The organism is Aromatoleum toluvorans (assembly GCF_012910905.1).
Classification (GTDB): Bacteria; Pseudomonadota; Gammaproteobacteria; order Burkholderiales; family Rhodocyclaceae; genus Aromatoleum; species Aromatoleum toluvorans.
Genome location: NZ_WTVN01000022.1, coordinates 43,716 through 60,153, shown reverse-complemented (window position 1 = coordinate 60,153; position 16,438 = coordinate 43,716). Strand labels below are relative to the sequence as shown.

12 protein-coding genes are annotated in these 16,438 nt (G+C 67.4%); 8 read left to right on the top strand and 4 right to left on the bottom strand.

The features are described from left to right. Positions 1 to 109: 109 nt before the first annotated feature. Positions 110 to 1,243: a branched-chain amino acid ABC transporter substrate-binding protein gene (locus tag GPA22_RS14585; protein WP_211169137.1), complete on the bottom strand. Its 1,134-nt coding sequence runs from the start codon at positions 1,241 to 1,243 to the stop codon at positions 110 to 112. A 384-nt stretch (positions 1,244 to 1,627) separates the two neighbouring features. On the opposite strand from GPA22_RS14585, the gene GPA22_RS14580 reads away from it, so the two are divergent. Together GPA22_RS14580 and GPA22_RS14575 are read left to right on the top strand one after the other, a co-directional pair. Next, positions 1,628 to 2,899 (top strand): Hsp70 family protein, encoded by a 1,272-nt coding sequence (locus tag GPA22_RS14580; RefSeq protein ID WP_169256790.1) that lies wholly within the window; start codon positions 1,628 to 1,630, stop codon positions 2,897 to 2,899. Between the two features lie 24 nt (positions 2,900 to 2,923). Beyond that, positions 2,924 to 3,709, top strand: coding sequence for an AraC family transcriptional regulator (locus GPA22_RS14575; protein WP_169256789.1), 786 nt, complete (start codon positions 2,924 to 2,926; stop codon positions 3,707 to 3,709). A gap of 28 nt (positions 3,710 to 3,737) precedes the next feature. Here GPA22_RS14575 and GPA22_RS14570 read toward each other — a convergent pair whose 3' ends face one another. Continuing rightward, positions 3,738 to 4,352 carry a LysE family translocator gene (locus GPA22_RS14570; RefSeq protein ID WP_246264393.1) on the bottom strand — a complete coding sequence of 205 codons (615 nt, stop codon included), beginning with the start codon at positions 4,350 to 4,352 and terminating at the stop codon, positions 3,738 to 3,740. Positions 4,353 to 4,788: 436 nt separating this feature from the next. Between GPA22_RS14570 and GPA22_RS14565 the strand changes: the two genes are divergently transcribed. Further along, entirely contained in the window at positions 4,789 to 8,406 is a 3,618-nt protein-coding gene (locus tag GPA22_RS14565; RefSeq protein WP_169256787.1) for an indolepyruvate ferredoxin oxidoreductase family protein, read from the top strand. Between the two features lie 92 nt (positions 8,407 to 8,498). Beyond that, positions 8,499 to 9,551: a Glu/Leu/Phe/Val dehydrogenase gene (locus tag GPA22_RS14560; RefSeq protein WP_169256786.1), complete on the top strand. Its 1,053-nt coding sequence runs from the start codon at positions 8,499 to 8,501 to the stop codon at positions 9,549 to 9,551. Positions 9,552 to 9,623: 72 nt separating this feature from the next. Here the strand turns inward: GPA22_RS14560 and GPA22_RS14555 are convergent, their stop codons facing one another. Then, complete coding sequence (locus tag GPA22_RS14555; protein ID WP_425483961.1) at positions 9,624 to 10,118, bottom strand: YidB family protein; 495 nt, start codon at positions 10,116 to 10,118, stop codon at positions 9,624 to 9,626. Positions 10,119 to 10,173: 55 nt separating this feature from the next. Between GPA22_RS14555 and GPA22_RS14550 the strand changes: the two genes are divergently transcribed. Together GPA22_RS14550 and GPA22_RS14545 are read left to right on the top strand one after the other, a co-directional pair. Beyond that, entirely contained in the window at positions 10,174 to 11,034 is an 861-nt protein-coding gene (locus GPA22_RS14550; RefSeq protein WP_169256784.1) for a cation diffusion facilitator family transporter, read from the top strand. A 270-nt stretch (positions 11,035 to 11,304) separates the two neighbouring features. Continuing rightward, entirely contained in the window at positions 11,305 to 11,907 is a 603-nt protein-coding gene (locus tag GPA22_RS14545; RefSeq protein WP_169256783.1) for an EAL and HDOD domain-containing protein, read from the top strand. Positions 11,908 to 11,920: 13 nt separating this feature from the next. Here the strand turns inward: GPA22_RS14545 and recQ are convergent, their stop codons facing one another. Further along, entirely contained in the window at positions 11,921 to 13,750 is a 1,830-nt protein-coding gene (gene recQ / locus GPA22_RS14540) for a DNA helicase RecQ (RefSeq protein ID WP_169256782.1), read from the bottom strand. 167 nt (positions 13,751 to 13,917) lie between these two features. Between recQ and GPA22_RS14535 the strand changes: the two genes are divergently transcribed. Beyond that, a complete protein-coding gene (locus tag GPA22_RS14535; protein WP_169256781.1) occupies positions 13,918 to 14,190 on the top strand; it encodes a hypothetical protein in 273 nt (90 codons plus the stop codon). 10 nt (positions 14,191 to 14,200) lie between these two features. Continuing rightward, complete coding sequence (locus GPA22_RS14530) at positions 14,201 to 16,438, top strand: putative bifunctional diguanylate cyclase/phosphodiesterase (RefSeq protein WP_169256780.1); 2,238 nt, start codon at positions 14,201 to 14,203, stop codon at positions 16,436 to 16,438.

The following is a 16,438-nucleotide window of genomic DNA, read 5'->3' as shown; positions in this document are numbered from 1 at the left end:
GACGAGCGCTGCCACTGCCTCCGCCGACAGGCGGACGCAGGGCGAGCGTCGTGATCTTGGGGAAGAGGTGCGCCGACCGCGGAACTGCCGGCCGGCGCGAGGAGAACTGTTACTGGATGGTCTGCAGCGGCGCCCACTTGCCGGCGTCGAAGTTGTAGACGGTGATCGCACCGCCCTTGATGTCGCCCTTGTCGTCGAACGCGACCGGGCCGGTGACGCCCTGGTAGGCGAGGGCGCGCAGCGCGGGCTGGTACTTGGCCGGCTCGACCGAGTTGGCCGCCTTCATCGCCTCGATCACGGACATCATCGCGTCATAGGCGTAGGGCGCATAGACGTGGATGTCGTTGCCGAAGCGCTGCTTGAACTGGGTGCGGAAGGCCGCGCCGCCGGGCATCTTGTCGAGCGGGATGCCGGCCTGGGTGCAGAAGGTGGTCGCCGACAGCGCGTCGCCTGCCATCTTGATCATCTCGCCGGTGCAGCCGCCGTCGCCGGTCAGCAGCTTCGCCGTCATGCCGAGCTGCTTCATCTGGCGCGCGAGCGGCGCGGCCTGCGCGTCCATGCCGCCGTAGAACACGGCGTCGGGGTTCATGGCCTTGATCTTGGTGAGGATCGCCATGAAGTCGGTGGCCTTGTCGTTGGTGAACTCGCGTCCGGCGATCTGGCCGCCGGAGGTCTTCACCGAGTTCGCGAAGGCGTCGGCGAGGCCCTGGCCGTAGGCGGTGCGATCGTCGATCACGGCGATCTTCTTCGCCTTGAGCTGATCGACCGCGTACTTGCCGAGCGCGTTGCCCTGCTGCAGGTCGTTGGCGATGACGCGGAAGGTCATCTTGTAGCCCTGCTGGGTCAGCTTGGGGCTGGTCGAGGAGGGCGTGATCACGGGGATGCCGGCCTGCTCGTAGATGCGCGAGGCGGGGATCGAGGCACCCGAGGTGACGTGGCCGACCACGCCCTTCACGCCGGAATCGGTCAGGCGCTGCGCGACGGTGGTCGCGGTGCGCGGGTCGGCCTGGTCGTCCTCGCTGACGAGCTCGAACTTGACCGTGTCGCCGCCGATCTTGATGCCCTTCGCGTTGGCGTCCTCGATCGCGAGGCGCGCGCCGTTTTCTCCGTCCTTGCCGAAGGCAGCGGCCGGGCCGGTCAGCGGGCCGGCGTGGCCGATGCGCACGACGACTTCCTTGGCGTGGACGGCACCGGCGGCGAGGCTGGCGGCAGCGAGGGCGAAAATCAGCTTGTTGTGCTTCATGGGATGTCTCCTCCTTGTGGGCGGTGCGCGGGTGCTGCAGCACAGGCGGCGGAGACGAAGGGACACCGGCCGCTCGCGCGGCAACCGGTAGATCCACGATGGTTTGTCTCCTGCCTGTAGTTTTGTCGCAGCCGCTCGTGGGTTCGGTTGCGTGGGGATGAATGGTAAGGAGGGGGGTGGGGAATTGTTTTGCGGCTTTTGCGGGATTTACGTACACGTCGAGGAAAAATTTTCCCCTGACGGGGTGTTTTGGCGGGATTCGTGCCGAAAGGGGGTGGCGCGGTGCAACAAGCACCCCCTGCGGCGGCCATTTCCCTTCGCGAAAGTTCCTATCATCACGGTGGTCCGGTAGCATCGCGGCCCCATCCCGCGGATACTTGCTTCATGGACCAACCCGCCCGCGCCTGCGGTATCGACTTCGGCACCTCCAATTCCACCGTCGGCTGGGTGCGCCCGGGGGCGATGACGCTGCTCGCGCTCGAGGATGGCAAGCCCACGCTGCCTTCGGCGGTGTTCTTCAACGCCGACGAGGAGACGACCGCGTTCGGCCGCGCGGCGCTGGCGGAGTATCTGGAAGGCTACGAGGGCCGCCTGATGCGCGCGCTGAAGAGCCTGCTCGGCAGCAGCCTCATCGACGGCCAGACGGAGGTGCAGGGGCGGGCGCTGCGCTTTCGCGACCTGCTCGCAAACTTCATCGGCGAGCTGAAGGCGCGCGCCGAGGCCCAGGCCGGGCGCAGTTTCGACCACGCGGTGTTCGGCCGCCCGGTGCGCTTCGTCGATGACGACGAGGACGCCGACCGCAAGGCACAGCAGACTCTGGCCGAGATCGCCGCGCAGGTCGGTTTCCGCGACGTGAGCTTCCAGTTCGAGCCGATCGGCGCGGCGCTGCACTATGAACTGTCGCTCGCGCGCGAGGAGCTGGTGCTGATCGCCGACATCGGCGGCGGCACCGCGGACTTCTCGCTCGTGCGCCTGTCGCCCGAGCGCGCGCGCCGTTCGCACGACGACCACGACCGGCGCGAGGACCTGCTCGGCAATGGCGGCGTGCATATCGGCGGCACCGATTTCGACCGTGCGTTGAGCCTCGAATGCGTGATGCCGCTGCTGGGCTACCGCAGCCGCATGAAGAGCGGGGCGGAGATCCCGTCCAGCGTGTACTTCCAGCTCGCAACCTGGCACACGATCAACTTCGCCTACACGCGGCAGGCGTGGGCGGACCTGCAGAACGTCTATCGCGACGCGGCCGCCCGCGCCGAACTCGATCGCCTCGCGAAGCTCATCAGCCAGCGCGAAGGGCACTGGCTGGCGCTGCAGGTGGAGCAGGCGAAGATCGATCTCTCGGCGGCGCCCGTCGCGACGATGAACCTGGAGCGGCTGGAGGCGGCGCTCGCCCACACGATCACCGACGCCGATTTCGTCCGCGCCACGCTGTCGCTGGTCGACCGCGTCGCGGCCTGCGTGCGTGCGCTGCTCGACGAGGCCGGCGTGCGGCGTGAGCAGGTCGACACGATCTATTTCACCGGTGGGGGCAGCGCCGTGCCGCAGCTGCGCGCGCGCATCGCCGCCGAGCTGCCGCAGGCGCGCAGCGTCGAGGGCGACCTGTACGGCAGCATCGGCGCGGGGCTGGCGGTGGAGGCGGCGCGGCGCTACGGCTGAATTCACGATGGAACGATTGTGAGCATGAGCGACAAGCACATCACCGGGTGGACAATCGCGCCGCAGCACGGTGTCGAGGTGGTCAGCGCCCGGATGGGGCCGCATGGGCTGGACGGCCACTTTCATGATGCCTGGTCTATCGGCGTAATCCTGGAAGGCACATGCAGTTTTCGCGCAGGCAACCGTGAATACGAGGCCCGGCAAGGTGACCTGTTCCTGATCCCGCCGTTCGAGGTGCATGCCTGTTCCGCGGCTTCGTCCGACGTGCGCTACAAGGTGCTGTACATCGGTGACACATGCTTGCAGAAAATAGACGCCGGTCGATTTTCGGCCCTGGCGAACGCAAGCTCGCGGGTATTCACTGCTCCGCCACTCGCCGGGCACATTGCGGCGTTGGATACCCGTCATGTCGACGCACCGAGAACCGACGCGTTATTGAGGGCGCTCGCGGCACTCCTGCCATCGCCGCGGGAAACCCGCGTGCGGGAGCGTGAGCTGCATCCGCTGCAAAATGCCATGCACCGGCTGTGGCAGTCCGACGTGGAAGCAGGGGAGTTGGTCGAACGTTTGCCGCATAGCCGATGGCATACGCTTCGGACTTTCCGCAGCCAGACCGGGCTCTCCCCGTCCGCGTACCTGCGCCAGTTACGGGCGCTCAAGGCGCGTTTTCTGCTGAATCAACAACAGGCTTCGTTATCCGACCTGGCGCTGCTTCTGCATTTCACCGATCAGGCCCATTTTACGCGGACATTCAAGGCGGTGTTCGGGGTGACGCCGGGGCGGTTGCGCAAGGTGATCCAGCGTCGCTGAATCGGCCGGGTTCCCGTCCGGCGTCCCGCTACAGGAACAGCGTGCTGATCGACACCAGCAAGAGCATCGACATCGCCATGTTCAGGCGCCTGACGGCGCGCTCGGTTCTCAGCAGCTTGCGCGTCGCCGCACCGAACAAGGCCCAGGCCCCCACTGACGGAAAGCAGATCACCAGGAACACGATCGACATTGCGATCACGCTGGTGCCATAAGCCGCACCCGGGTAGGTGTAAGTGGCGATGCCGGACGCAGCCACGATCCATGCTTTCGGATTGACCCACTGGGCAAATGCGCCCTCCAGCATGCCGGGCGGCTTGCAGGTGACGATCTCGGACGGGGTGTCCGATGCATGCCACAGTTTCCAGGCGAGGTAAGCCAGGAACACACTGCCCGCGCCTTTAAGCACCGTCTGGATGGCCGGTACGCTGGCAACGAGCGCATGCATGCCCAGTCCCATGGCCACCAGCAGCGATGAAAACCCGATGGTTGCGCCCAGCACTTGCGGCAAGGTTCGCACCAGCCCGAAAGCGATGCCCGACGAGGCTGCCGCAATGTTGACCGGCCCTGGCGAGGCCGAGGTTGCCAGCGCGAACAGCATGGTGGGCAGCCAGAACTCCTGCCAGCCGAGTGCGTGAGTCATCATTACCATTCCGTCACCTCCTCCTTGCATCATTGCTCGCTTGCGAGGATGAGTATTGAAGGCTGTTGCGCAACTTGCACTGTTTTGGTGCATTGAGACGGGCGCATCCTCGAAACCTGTACGCTGATCAGCCGCCGGCCCCCGCCTGACCGGCGGGCAGCTTTGCCGCAAAACCCCGCCCCCAAGGCCCGTATGCTGCAATGCAATCCGGCGGGAGTATGCCGCGTTTCGCGAAAATGGCCATTCGCGAAAAAACTTTTCCCGGCGGGCTGATTTCCGCCGCAACGAGAAAAATCTCCCCGACGCCCTATCCTTAGGATGCAGTCTGGCGTTCGATGCCGCGGACGCACAACAGCAACCATAAAGGAGACAACGCCGGCAGGCCGGACCGGGGCGCCACAAGCGCTCGCGGAGTAGCGGCTGCGGCGGAAAACGTGCCATGTCCAATATCGCATCCCCGAAGGGCTCCGTCCCCCTCGCTCCGGCTTCCCTCGACGACAAGTACACGCTGAGCTCCGGTCGCGCCTACATGACCGGCATCCAGGCGCTGGTGCGCCTGCCGATCATGCAGCGCCTGCGCGACCAGGCCGCGGGGCTGAACACCGCCGGCTTCGTCACCGGCTACCGCGGCTCGCCGCTCGGCAACGTCGACCAGGAATTCTGGAAGGCGAAGAAGTACCTCGAGCCGCAGCACATCCGCTTCCAGCCCGGCTTGAACGAAGACCTCGCGGCGACTGCCGTGTGGGGCACGCAGCAGGTGAACCTCGATCCGAACGCGCTGTACGACGGCGTGTTCTCGATCTGGTACGGCAAGGGCCCCGGCGTCGACCGCACCGGCGACGTGTTCCGCCACGCCAACGCCGCAGGCACTTCGAAGCACGGCGGCGTGCTGGTGATCGCGGGCGACGACCACGGCGCGAAGAGCTCGACGCTGCCGCACCAGACCGAGCACATCTTCAAGTCGATGATGATGCCGGTGCTCGCCCCCGCGGGCATTCAGGACTACCTCGAATACGGCCTGCACGGCTTCGCGCTGTCGCGCTACTCGGGCTGCTGGGTCGCGTTCAAGGCACTGACCGACACCGTCGAAACCTCCGGATCGGTCGACATCGACCCGTTCAAGGTCAAGACTGTCATCCCGGCGGACTTCCCGATCCCGGCCGACGGCCTCAACCTGCGCTGGCCCGATCCCCCGCTGGTGCAGGAAGAGCGCCTCGTGCACCACAAGCTCTACGCCGCGCTCGCGTACTGCCGTGCGAACAAGCTCAACCAGACGATCATCGACAGCCCGAACGCCAAGCTCGGCATCATCACCTCGGGCAAGAGCTACCTCGACGTGCGCCAGGCGCTCGAAGACCTCGGCATCGACGAGCACGTCGCGGCCGAGATCGGCATCCGCCTGTACAAGGTCGGCATGGTGTGGCCGCTCGAATCGGAAGGCGTGCGCGAGTTCGCCAACGGCCTCGACGAGATCCTCGTGATCGAGGAAAAGCGTCAGTTCCTCGAATACCAGCTGAAGGAAGAGCTCTACAACTGGAACGAGAACGTGCGTCCGCGCGTCATCGGCAAGTTCGACGAGAAGGGCGAATGGGCGCTGCCGCACGGCGACTGGATGCTGCCCGCCGCCGGCGACCTCACCCCGGCGATGATCGCCCGCGTGATCGCCGCCCGCATCGCGCGCTTCTACACCTCGGACAAGATCAAGGCCCGCCTCGCCTTCTTCGACGCCAAGGAAGCCGCGCTCGCCAAGCCGCGCCTGTCGATCCAGCGCGTGCCGCACTACTGTTCCGGCTGCCCGCACAACACCTCGACCAAGGTGCCCACGGGTTCGCGCGCGATCGCCGGTATCGGCTGCCACTACATGGCGACGTGGCTGTCGCCCGAGACGACGCAGACCTTCTGCCAGATGGGCGGCGAGGGCGTGCCCTGGGTCGGCCAGGCCCCCTTCACGAAGACGCCGCACGTCTTCGCGAACCTCGGCGACGGCACCTACATGCACTCGGGCATCCTCGCCATCCGCGCGGCCGTCGCAGCGAAGGTGAACATCACCTACAAGATCCTCTACAACGACGCCGTCGCGATGACCGGCGGCCAGCCGCACGACGGCACGCTGTCGGTACCGATCATCGCGCGCCAGCTGCAGGCCGAAGGCATCCACAACATCATCGTCGTCAACGACGGCACGCCGCGCGCCTATGGCCCGGCGGACCTGCCGCACGGCGTGCCGATCCGCCACCGCGACGAGCTCGATGCCGTGCAGCGCGAGCTGCGCGAAGTGCCGGGCGTCACCGCGATCATCTACGATCAGACCTGCGCCGCCGAGAAGCGCCGCCGTCGCAAGCGCGGCAAGTTCCCGGATCCGGCGATGCGTGTCGTGATCAACGACCTCGTCTGCGAAGGTTGCGGCGACTGCAGCGACAAGTCGAACTGCATGTCGGTGACGGCGGTGGAGACCGAGTTCGGCCGCAAGCGCACGATCGACCAGTCCTCGTGCAACAAGGACTTCTCGTGCGTGAAGGGGTTCTGCCCGAGCTTCGTGACGATCGAAGGCGGCAAGCTGCGCAAGGGCAAGGCTGCGACCGCCGCCGCGGACGTCTTCGCATCGCTGCCCGACCCAATGCTGCCGGCGACCAACGCGCCGTGGGGCATCCTCATCACCGGCGTCGGCGGCACCGGCGTCGTGACGATCGGCGCGCTGCTCGGCATGGCCGCGCACCTCGAAGGCAAGGGCGTGTCGATCCTCGACATGGCCGGCCTCGCGCAGAAGGGCGGCGCCGTGTGGTCGCACGTCAAGATCGCCAACCGTCCGGAAGACATCTTCGCCGCCCGCGTCGCTGCCGGTGAAGCGAACGTCGTGATCGGCTGCGATCTGGTGGTGTCCGCCAGCGACGAATCGCTCGCGAAGATGCGCACCAGCCACACCCGCGTCGTCATCAACCGTGACCAGACCAACACCAGCGAATTCGTCCGCGGCTTCGCGGCGCAGGCACGCACCGGCAACGTCGCGAAGCACCCGGACCCGCAGTTCCCGGCAGCGTCGATGGAAGGGCAGATCGTCGACGCCGTCGGCAGCCAGAACGTCGAGTTCCTCGAAGCCTCGCGTCTCGCGACCGCGATCCTCGGCGACTCGATCGCGACCAACCTCTTCATGCTCGGCTTTGCGTGGCAGCGCGGTCTCGTGCCGCTGACGCGCGACGCGATCATGCGCGCGATCGAGCTCAATGGCGCCGCGGTCGAGGCCAACAAGGCTGCGTTCCAGTGGGGCCGCCGCGCCGCCGTCGATCCGGATGCGGTCGAGAAGGCCGCGAAACCGCAGCATGGCACGCCCGAGCACCACAAGCTGTCGGCCTCGCTCGACGAAGTGATCGCCCGCCGCAAGGCCTTCCTCACCGACTACCAGGACGCCGCCTACGCCGAACGCTACGCGAAGCTGGTCGAGCGCGTGCGCAGCGCCGAAGCCAAGGTCCAGCCCGGCACGACCGAGCTCACCGAAGCGGTCGCGCGCGGCTACCACAAGCTGCTCGCCTACAAGGACGAGTACGAAGTGGCGCGGCTCTACACCGACAGCGACTTCCTCAAGCGCGTCGAGGAGCAGTTCGAAGGCGACTACAAGCTCGTCTTCCACCTCGCCCCGCCGACGCTCGCCGACAAGGACCCGGTCACCGGCGAGCTGCAGAAGAAGAAGTACGGCCCGTGGATGCTGAAGGCGATGCGTCAGCTCGCGAAGATGAAGGGCCTGCGCGGCACGATGCTCGACCCCTTCGCCCGCACGCACGACCGCAAGCTCGACCGCCAGCTCGACCGCCAGCTCATCGCCGACTACGAGCGCATCGTCGAGGAGATCCTCGTCGGCGTCGAGAAGGCGAACTACGAGGCCGCTGTCGAAATCGCGAACCTGCCTGAGCAGATCCGCGGCTTCGGCCACATCCGCGAGCGCTACCTGCGCAACGCGCGGATGCGCGAAGCGGAACTCCTCGCGGCCTTCCGCCGCAAGGAGCGCCCCGCCGACGTGACGAACGGCAAGGTCCGCAAGACCATCGCGGTCATCCCCGGTTAATCCCGTTTTGCCCAGCAGCAAACCTTCCGCCACGGCCACGAGCCGCGGTGGAGGGCGCGTTGCACCCTTTCCAGACCAATGAAGGAGACATCATGAGCGTTTTCAACCTGAGCGATTTCCACGACCACGAACAGGTCGTCTTCTGCAGCGACGAGAAGAGCGGCCTCAAGGCCATCATCGCGGTGCATAACTCCAACCTCGGCCCGGCGCTGGGCGGCTGCCGCATGTGGCCCTACGCCAGCGAAGAGGAAGCGATCCGCGACGTGCTGCGCCTGTCGCGCGGCATGACCTACAAGTCGGCGATGGCCAACCTCAAGCTCGGCGGCGGCAAGTCCGTGATCATCGGCAACCCGCGCACCGACAAGACCCCCGAGCTGCTGAAGGCCTTCGCCCAGGCCGTCGAGCGCGTCAACGGCCGCTACATCGCCGCGGAAGACTCCGGCACCGGCGTCGACGACATGAAGTTCATGTCGCAATTCACCGACCACGTCGCCGGGATCGTCGACAAGCCCTCCGAGAACGGCGTGCGCAGCGGCGATCCCTCGCCCGCGACCGCCTACGGCACCTTCGTCGGCATCAAGGCCGCGGTCAAGGAGCGCCTCGGCCGCGACTCGCTCGCCGGCCTCAAGGTCGCCGTGCAAGGCCTCGGCAACGTCGGCTTCGACCTCGCCCGTCAGCTCAAGGAAGCCGGCGCCCAGCTGTGGGTCACCGACATCCACCGCGAGCCGCTGCTGCGCGCGGCGAAGGAGCTCGAAGCGACGGTCGTCGCGCCGGACGAGATCTTCGGCCTCGACGTCGACGTCTTCGCCCCGTGCGCGATGGGCGCGATCATCAACGACCAGACGCTGCCGCAGCTCAAGGCCAAGGTCATCGCTGGCGCCGCCAACAACCAGCTCGCCGAGCCGCGCCACGGCGCAGCACTCATGAACAAGGGCATCCTGTACGCGCCCGACTACGTCATCAACGCCGGCGGCATCATCGACGTGTACTACGAGCGCACCGGCAACTTCGACCGCGCCGCGCTGACGAAGCACATCGAGAGCATCTACGACAACCTGATGGAAATCTTCGCGCGTGCGCGCAAGGAAGAGCGCCCGACCGGGGAAGTCGCCGACGCGATTGCCGAGGAGCGCTTCAAGCGCTGAGCGGCTGCTCATCCGTCGCCGGCGTCGCGATCCTTCCTGTGGAGGGTCGCCCGCCGGCGGCGGTAAATCGCATCAACCGCGCAGGAACTTCGATGCGAGATCTGCCAGTCCGCCGGACAGGGCGTTGTCGTCCGGCAGCCGGCCTTGCGGCGTGAGCTGGTCGATGAGTTGCGGCAGCAGCGCTGCGAGTCCGCCGGCTGCTTCCTGCTGCGGGATGCCGAGCTGGTTCGCGATGCCGCCGATCGTGTCCGCGCCGAGCGCACTGGAGAGCTGATCGCCGCTGATCCCGGCGTTCTGGCCGGTGCCGACCCACGACGCCACCGCATCGCCGAGCCCGGCGTTCTGGAATTGCTGCAGCAGTCCGGCGAGCCCGCCCGGCTGGTTCTGCAGCAGGTTCATCGCGATCTGCAACAGCGCACCGCCCGGTGCCTGCGCTCCCTGCTGTTGCCCGCCGCCCAGTACGCTTCCCAGCACCTGGCCGGCCAATCCGTCCAACAATCCCATTGCGGCCTCCTTGGCGTTTGCGACAGAAGCGCCATTGTTCGCTCTTTTGCCCGCATTCCGCAAGCATCGCCGGGCACGCGTGGTTTACCATGTTGCGCATCGCACCATCCCCTGCATCATGCGCACGCTGACTCCTCAACAGGCACTGCTGCTCTCGCTCCTCGCCGCCCTGACGACCATCGGGATGAAGACGGGGGCATGGTGGCTGACCGGCTCGGTAGGCTATCTCTCCGACGCCCTCGAATCCCTCGTCAACCTCGCCGGCGCGTCCTTCGCGCTGCTGATGGTGTCCTTCGCGCGCGCCCCGGCCGACCCCGAACATCCGTATGGCCACGGCAAGGCGGAGTATTTCTCGGCCGCCTTCGAGGGGGTGATGATCTTCATCGCCGCGCTGGCGATCCTCTTTACGGCCGGCGAGCGCCTGCTCCATCCGCAGCCGCTGGGCGAGCTCGGCATCGGCACCGCGCTGTCGATCGGCGCGAGTGCCATCAATTTTGCTGTCGCGCGCGTCCTGTTCCAGGTCGGGCGCGCGAACCGCTCGCTGGCGCTGGAAGCCGACGCCCGCCACCTGATGACGGACGTGTGGACGACCGCCGGTGTCGTGGTCGGCGTGGGGCTGGCGAGCGTGAGCGGCTGGGTCTGGCTGGACCCGCTGATTGCCGCGGCGGTCGCGCTGAACATCCTGCGCGAGGGCTGGGGGCTGATGCACCGCTCGGTCGACGGGCTGATGGACCGGGCGCTCGGCGATGAGGACATCGCGCGCATCGAGGCCGTGCTCGCCTCGTTCGCGTCGCGCGGTTGCAGTTTCGCAAACCTCAAGACACGTGTTGCAGGATCGATGCACTTTGCGCACGTCGACCTCCGCCTGCCCGGTGACTGGTCGGTCGCCCGCGCCCATGCGCTCGCCGACGAAATCGAGCGGGCCGTGGAGGTGCAGGCAGGCGCGCGGCTGACGACGCACGTCGAACCGGCCCGATGATCCGTCTCGCGGGTGGGCGGAAGTAATTCGCGCCCGAGGGATGATAGCGGGGGGCTCCGCTGTTAATGCAAGTGAGAGAGTCGCGTGGGAAATTTTCCCCAGTCTCTCTGCACCAGATGTGGGTGAAAAGGCCCGAATGGGGGTGGAGTTCGGGAGCCCTGTGCGCAGCCCCCGCCGCCCGCCTCATGTTCCGGTGAGCTCGCGACTGGCACGGGTATTGCTCAACTATCGTGCGGGCAGTGATTTCCGCCGCCTGCAAAGGAGGCAGCCATGAGCACCCAGAACGACATCTTTCTCGCGCGCCAGCCCATTTTCGACCGGCAGCGCAAGGTCGCTGCCTACGAACTCCTCTTTCGCGAAGACCAATCGGGCGAAGCCCGCGTGACGGACGACGCCCGCGCCACGGCGCAGGTGATCGCGCGCGCATTCGGGCGCCTGGGTCTCAACAGCGTGATCGGCGGCAGCACCGGATTCGTCAATGTCGACGCGGAAATGCTGATGAGCGGCCGCATCGAGAAACTGCCCCGCGAACGCGTCGTGCTCGAACTGCTCGAAACGATCGAGATCGATTGCGCCGTTCTGGAGCGTTGTGCCGAATTGAAACACCTCGGCTACCGCCTCGCGCTCGACGATGTCTGCGCCGTGAGCCGGGAGATGGAGCCGCTGCTCGACATCGTGGATGTCGTGAAACTCGACATCCTCCAGGTGGACCCCGCCGCGCTCGAACAACTGGTGCGCCGCCTGCGCCTGCATCCCGCGAAGTTGCTCGCGGAGAAGGTGGATACGCTCGAGCGCGCACGGCGTTGCCTCGCGCTCGGTTTCGACCTCTTCCAGGGTTATCTCTTCGCCCGCCCGACGCTGCTGGCGGCCTGAAGCGCCCGTTTCGTCATACTTCCCGCTGGATTTCGGCGATGATCGCGTCGCCGTAGGCCTCGAGCTTGCGGTCGCCGATGCCGGAAACGCGTGCCAGCTCAATGATCGACGTCGGCCGCGCGAGCGCGATCTCGCGCAGCGTGGCGTCGTGGAAGATCACATAGGCCGGCACGTTGCGCTCGCGCGCGGTCGCTGCGCGCCAGGCGCGCAGGCGGTCGAAGAGGGTCAGCGGCACGCCGTCGAGGATTTCCATGCGGCTGCTGCGCGCGCGTTTCGTGCGGCGCTTCTCGGGCGCGAGGCGCAAGGCGAAATCCGCTTCGCCGCGCAGCAGCGGACGAGCGAGATCGGTGAGCGTCAGCGCGTTGTGGCGGTCATGGTCGACGGCCAGCAGTCCGCGCGCGACGAGCTGGCGGAACAAAGTGCGCCAGGTCTTTTCGTCCACCTCGGCGCCGATGCCGAAGGTGCTCACCTTGTCGTGCTCCCAGTCGCGCACCTTGTCGGTGAGCTCGCCGCGCAGCACGTCGATCACGTGTCCGGCGCCGAAGCGCTGGCCGGTGCGGAACACACCCGACAGCGCCTTGCGTGCCGCGTCGGTCGCATCCCAGGTGCGCGGCGGCTCCAGGCAGTTGTCGCAGTTGCCGCAGGCTGCGCCGGTCTCGCCGAAATGCGCGAGCAGGTGCTGGCGGCGGCACGCGGTGGTCTCGACCAGCCCCACGAGCGCGTCGAGGCGCGCCCGCGCGCGGCGCTTGAAATCCTCGCTGCCTTCCGACTCGTCGATCATGCGGCGCTGCTGCACGATGTCCTGCGCTCCCCAGGCCATCCACGCCTGCGAGGCGAGGCCGTCGCGTCCGGCACGGCCGGTTTCCTGGTAATAGCCCTCGATCGAGCGCGGCAGGTCGAGGTGGGCGACGAAGCGCACGTCGGGTTTGTCGATGCCCATGCCGAAGGCGATCGTCGCGCACATCACCAGCCCGTCCTCGCGCAGGAAGCGGCTCTGGTTCGCCGCGCGAACTTCCTGCGGCATGCCCGCGTGGTAGGCCAGCGCGCGGATGCCTTGTTCCTCCAGCCACGCGGCCGTCTCCTCGACCTTGCGCCGCGACAGGCAGTAGACGATCCCGGCTTCGCCGGCGTGGTCGTCGCGGATGAAGGCGAGCAGCTGGTTGCGCGGGTTGTCCTTGTCGACCATCCGGTAGCGGATGTTGGGGCGGTCGAAGCTCGAGATGAAGCGCCGCGCCGCGGTGAGGCCCAGGCGCTGTGCGATCTCCTCGCGCGTCTCGGCGTCGGCCGTGGCGGTCAGCGCGACGCGCGGGACGCCCGGGTAGCGTTCGGGCAGCACGGAGAGCTGCAGGTACTCGGGCCGGAAGTCGTGCCCCCATTGCGACACGCAGTGCGCCTCGTCGATCGCGAAGAGCGCGATGCGGCCGGCCTCGTGCAGGCGGTCGAGCGTCGCGAGCAGGCGCCCGGTGAGGAGGCGCTCGGGCGCCACGTACAGCAGGTCCAGCCGGCCGGCGACGAGGTCGCGTTCCACCGTGATGGATTCGTCCGCCGCCTGGCTGGAGTTCAGGTAGGCTGCAGCTACTCCCGCTTCCTGCAAGGCGCTCACCTGATCCTGCATCAGCGCGATCAGGGGCGACACCACCACGGCGGTGCCGGGGCGCAGCAGGGCCGGGATCTGGTAGCACAGCGACTTGCCGCCGCCGGTGGGCATCAGCACCAGCGCATCGCCGCCCGCGGCCACGTGCTCGACGATCGCCTGCTGTTCGCCACGGAAGGCGGTGTAGCCGAAGACGTGTTCGAGGACGTGAAGCGGAGAGGGCGAGGCGTGGGCGGTCATCGCCGGCATTGTACCGGGGCGGGCGGGGTCGAGACAGGCCGGGAAGTGCGAGCGAGGTGCCGAAATGATGCCGATGACATGGTTTCCCGGGTGGTGGGGAATTCGACGCGGCGCAATGGCGGTGCTATCTTTCAATTCTTGCTGAAGTAGCGGGTCAGACACGGCGGGGGGAACCCATGCGGAAGACCAACGTTTCGAAGTTGTACGAGACCTATCCCCACCTCACGCAGATCGATGAGCTGTGGGGAACCCGCGACTGCCGCGAATACCTCAAGCGGCTCATGAACGACACGCGCGACGGTCACCGGCGCGGCTTCCCCGGCGACCATGCGCGCACGATCCTGCGCCTGCTGGTGGAGCACGACCGCGAGTTCCCGCAATTCGAGGAAAGCATCACTTCCGACTGGCGCGACACGGTGCGCGAGTCGCGCGGCGACATGCAGGGATGACCCGCCATCGATGAGTTTTCGCGATGACGACCTCCTCGAGTTCGCCACCGAACCGCTACTGGCGCCCGCGACCACCGCTGCACGGTGGAAGGTCGCGATCGTCGATGACGACGAAGGGGTGCATCGCAGCACCGAGCTGAGCCTCGCGGGCACGGAGATTCTCGGCCGCCCGCTCGCCTTCCTGCACGCGTATTCCGTCTCCGATGCGCGCGCCTTGTTCGCCGCCGAGCGCGACATCGCGGTGATCCTGCTCGACGTGGTCATCGAAACGCAGGATGCCGGCCTGCAGCTGGTCGACGAGATCCGCCACGAACTCCACATGCGCGACGTGCGCATCATCCTGCGCACCGATCCGCCGGGCTACGTGCCCGAAATCGCCGCGATCCGCGACTACGACATCAACGACTACGGGAACAAGTCGGAACTGTCGAGCACCCAGCTCTATGCGTCGCTGACTGCGGCGATCCGCGCCTACCAGCAGATCCGCATCGTCAAGGCGAGCCGCGCCGGGCTGGCGCATATCGTGCGCGGCAGCGGCGAACTCCTGCGCTGCGAGGGGCTTGCCGATTTCGCGGCCGGCGTCATCGCGCAGCTGGCGGGGCTGCTCGGGCTGCCGGCGGACGGACTGGTGTGCGCGCGCCGCGATGCCGGCACGCCGTGCGAGGTGATCGCCGCTGCCGGACGCTTCGGCCACGCCAGCCGCCAGCCGCTCGACGCGCTGCAGGAACCGGCGATCCGTGCGCTGCTGGAGCGCGCGCTGGCGCTGCGCACGAACGTCGTGGAGCCGGGGCAGGGCATCGCGCTGTACTTCGGGTCGCGGCCGGGGCGGGACCTCGCCGCCTACGTCGAGACCGGCCATGCGGCGGACGAGCTCGATCCGAGCCTGCTGGAGATGTTCCGCGCGAACGTGTCGGTGTGCCTCGACAACGTCGACCTCGTGCAGCGGCTCAACGAGTATTCGTATTTCGATCCGCTCGTGCATCTGCCCAACCGCCGGCAGCTGCTGGAACTGCTCGACGCCCACCTGCACGAGCGCGAAGGCCGCCGCGGGGTGCTCGCGGTGGTCGACATCGACCATTTCGGCGAGATCAACGGCGCTTTCGGCTATCACTACGGCGACGCGTTGCTGAAGGGGGTCGCAGCGCGCATTGTTGCCGGATGCGGCGCGAAAGTCCGGGTCGCGCGGGTGGGTTCGGACAGCTTCGCGGTGTTCTGGACCGCCCACGATGCGGATGTGAGCAGTCTCGACGGCCTCTTCGCCGACCCGCTGGAGGTCGAAGGCGAGAGCGCCATCGTGTCGGTGACGATCGGCATCGTCCGCCTCGACGACGTCGGCGGGGATGGCAGCGAGGCGCTGGAAGATGCCTACCTCGCGCTCAAGCGCGCGAAGCAGGCCGAGCGCGGTTCGGTCGCGCGCTATAACCGCGGCGTCAGCGAGGAGATCCGCGGGCGCGTGAATCTGCTGCACAACCTGCGCGGGGCGTTCGGCGCGAACGAGCTGTTCCTCGTGTTCCAGCCGCAGATCGAACTCGCCACCGGACGCTGCGTCGGCGCCGAGGCGCTGCTGCGCTGGCGCACGGGCGACGGGATGCTGATCCCGCCCGACCACTTCATCCCGCTGGCCGAGCGCTCCGGCCTGATCCTGTCGATCGGCGAGTGGGTGCTGCGCCGCGCCTGCGAGGAGGCCGCACGCATGGCGCAGGCGGGGCATGGCGCGGTGCGCATGGCGGTGAACGTGTCGGTGATCCAGTTCCGCGATCCGCACTTCCTCGGACGCCTGCGCGCCGCGATCGAGGACAGCGGCGTCGCGCCGCAGCAGATCGAGCTGGAAATCACCGAATCGGTCGCGATGGGCGAGGGCGACCGCATGATCGAGCTTGTCGGGCGCATCAAGGCGATCGGGCTGGACATCGCGATCGACGACTTCGGCACCGGTTTCTCGTCGCTGAGCCAGCTGCAGCGCATGAATGTGGATCGCCTCAAGATCGACCGCGCCTTCATCAACGACATCGGCGGCGCGGGCAAGGGCGGCGAGATCGCCGGCCTCGTGTGCGGCCTGGGGGACCGCCTCGGCATCGAACTGATCGCCGAGGGCATCGAGCTGGGCGAACAGGCCGCGCGGCTGCAGGCGATGGGCTGCCAGCTCGGTCAGGGCTATCACTTCGCGCGGCCGATGCCCGCCGATGACTGGCGCATCTGGCTGGACGAGCATGCGGCCGGTCGGGGCGCCCGCCTGATTCTGGACTGA

Coding starts and splice junctions, on each gene's coding strand:
- GPA22_RS14585 (WP_211169137.1), bottom strand. CDS start 1,243: ATGAAGCACAACAAGCTGATTTTCGCCCTCGCTGCCGCCAGCCTCGCC.
- GPA22_RS14580 (WP_169256790.1), top strand. CDS start 1,628: ATGGACCAACCCGCCCGCGCCTGCGGTATCGACTTCGGCACCTCCAAT.
- GPA22_RS14575 (WP_169256789.1), top strand. CDS start 2,924: ATGAGCGACAAGCACATCACCGGGTGGACAATCGCGCCGCAGCACGGT.
- GPA22_RS14570 (WP_246264393.1), bottom strand. CDS start 4,352: ATGATGACTCACGCACTCGGCTGGCAGGAGTTCTGGCTGCCCACCATG.
- GPA22_RS14565 (WP_169256787.1), top strand. CDS start 4,789: ATGTCCAATATCGCATCCCCGAAGGGCTCCGTCCCCCTCGCTCCGGCT.
- GPA22_RS14560 (WP_169256786.1), top strand. CDS start 8,499: ATGAGCGTTTTCAACCTGAGCGATTTCCACGACCACGAACAGGTCGTC.
- GPA22_RS14550 (WP_169256784.1), top strand. CDS start 10,174: ATGCGCACGCTGACTCCTCAACAGGCACTGCTGCTCTCGCTCCTCGCC.
- GPA22_RS14545 (WP_169256783.1), top strand. CDS start 11,305: ATGAGCACCCAGAACGACATCTTTCTCGCGCGCCAGCCCATTTTCGAC.
- recQ (WP_169256782.1), bottom strand. CDS start 13,750: ATGCCGGCGATGACCGCCCACGCCTCGCCCTCTCCGCTTCACGTCCTC.
- GPA22_RS14535 (WP_169256781.1), top strand. CDS start 13,918: ATGCGGAAGACCAACGTTTCGAAGTTGTACGAGACCTATCCCCACCTC.
- GPA22_RS14530 (WP_169256780.1), top strand. CDS start 14,201: ATGAGTTTTCGCGATGACGACCTCCTCGAGTTCGCCACCGAACCGCTA.